The organism is Rhodococcus sp. KB6 (assembly GCF_001445685.1).
Taxonomy (GTDB): domain Bacteria; phylum Actinomycetota; class Actinomycetes; order Mycobacteriales; family Mycobacteriaceae; genus Rhodococcus_F; species Rhodococcus_F qingshengii.
The window spans coordinates 1-2,207 of the sequence record NZ_LNAK01000158.1; the positions used below are offsets into that span (position 1 = coordinate 1).

General features: G+C 58.2%; 1 protein-coding gene. It reads right to left on the minus strand.

Annotation, left to right across the window (positions count from 1 at the left end; genetic code table 11):
- Positions 1 to 2,182 (minus strand): amino acid adenylation domain-containing protein (locus ASU23_RS30920; RefSeq protein WP_367646122.1); only part of this gene is annotated, 2,182 nt, incomplete at its 3' end.
- Positions 2,183 to 2,207 lie beyond the last annotated feature (25 nt).

The following is a 2,207-nucleotide window of genomic DNA, read 5'->3' on the forward strand; positions in this document are numbered from 1 at the left end:
TCAACGACGGAACCATGTACGACGGCAACACCGCACGCAGCGAATCCGTAAGCGCTACAACATCAACCACCGCACCCGACGCCGGCACCACATACCCAACCAAGCTGTCACCCGACTTGGCCGAAACAACAGTCACTGCAGATGCGGATACCGATGCATCAGCCACCAAAGCCGACTCGATCTCCCCCAACTCGATCCGCTGACCACGCAACTTCACCTGGAAATCACTACGGCCGATGTACTCCAGCTCCCCCGACGCATCCCACCGCACCAAATCGCCCGTGCGATACATCCGACCGCCCCCGCTGCCATCGGCAAACGGGTTCGCAACAAACCGATCCGACGACATTGCGGCCCGCCCGATATACCCGCGCGCCAACTGAATGCCCGATAGATAAAGCTCGCCGACAACACCCCTTGAAACCGGGTGCAGCCTGGAATCCAGGACTAGCAGCCCTGTATTCCACACAGCAGAACCAATCGGGATCGACACGGTCTCGTCCGATGTGACTTCATGGAAGGTCACATCAATTGCAGCCTCGGCAGGACCGTACAAATTCTCCAAGCGTGCTGATGGCATCACTCCGAAAACTTCCGCGGCAGTGCCAACTTTCAAGGCCTCGCCACCGGAAAACACCAGCCTCAAGGAAGGAATATTGCTGGCATATTCGGCTGAAATGAATAGGGCCATCATTGCAGGCACGAAGTGCGCGACCGTGACCGCATGCTCCCGGATCAACTTCGCTATGTACTGAGGGTCACGATGGCCATCCGGTTCGGCGATCACCATGCGCGCGCCTACTTGGCACGGCCAGAACAACTCCCAAAGTGAAACGTCAAATGTGGACGGAGTCTTGACCAGCACCACGTCCGACGGGTCCAAATTGTATCGATCCTGGCGCCAAAGCATCTGGTTTACTACGGCGATATGCGATACCAGGACGCCTTTCGGCGTCCCGGTAGAACCGGAAGTGAAAATCACATACGCAGGGTGATCTCCCCGAAGAGCAGACAGTCGCTCTGAATCGGTGATCGGATCAGTCGAATACGTATGCAGGTCAAGACTGTCAACATCAACCCAGGAAGTCGGCAACTTCGCGTCGAGTCGACCATCAACCGTAAAGTCACGCGAGTACAAGACAACGGCCGGCGCCGCCGTTCGCAAAACATAAGAGACGCGTTCAGTCGGATGCGATGGGTCCAGGGGTACATATCCGCCACCTGCACGAATCACCGCATGGGCTGCGATCACCCAAGATATAGACCGCCCCATGAGCACGCCGACCAGAACCTCAGGTCCAACACCTTGCGAAATCAGATGTCGGGCCAATCGATTGACGCGCGAATCGAATTCGCCATAGGTCAAGCTTTCGTCACCGTAAATCAGCGCAACATCCATAGCGCGCTGAGCCGTACCGACGACATCCACCAATCGCGTCGCGGGCAGATCCCGACGACTGGCGCGCGATCTGTTGTAGATCTCAATTCGTTCAACACCATCAAGAAGATCGACTTCTCCCACCAGCGCCGATGAATCGTCGAGAACTGTGCGCAGGATGCGTTCGAATCGGGTTGCCATCGAGGCCACCGTCGACTCGTCGAACAGATCCGTCGCGTACGTGAACGTCGCCGCCATCCCGGCCGGGGCACCGGACTCGTCGAACTGCTCGACCATGGTCAACTGCAGATCGAACTTCGCCGCCACCGCGCCGGTATCGACGCCCGCAACCGTCAGATCGCCCAACTGCAACGCGGTCTGCTCCATGTTCTGGAACGAGAGCATCACCTGGAACAACGGATTACGAGCCTGCGACCGCGCCGGATTGAGCACCTCCACCAACCGCTCGAACGGCACATCCGCATGCGCAAACGCACCCAGATCGCCCTCACGAACCCGACCCAACAACCCCGAGAACGACTCCGAAGAATCCACCTCGGTCCGCAACACCAACGTATTGACGAACATCCCGATCAAATCATCGAGAACCTGCTCACCACGACCCGCCACCGGAGTACCGATCGCAATATCGGACGTCCCCGACAACCGCGACAACAACACCGCCAACGCCGCATGCACCACCATGAACAACGACGAATTCGACTCACGCGCAGCGTCACTCAACGACACATGCACATCACGATCAATCACGAACGAATACGCAGCACCACGATTGGACGCCACCGCCGGCCGCGGACGATCAGCCGGC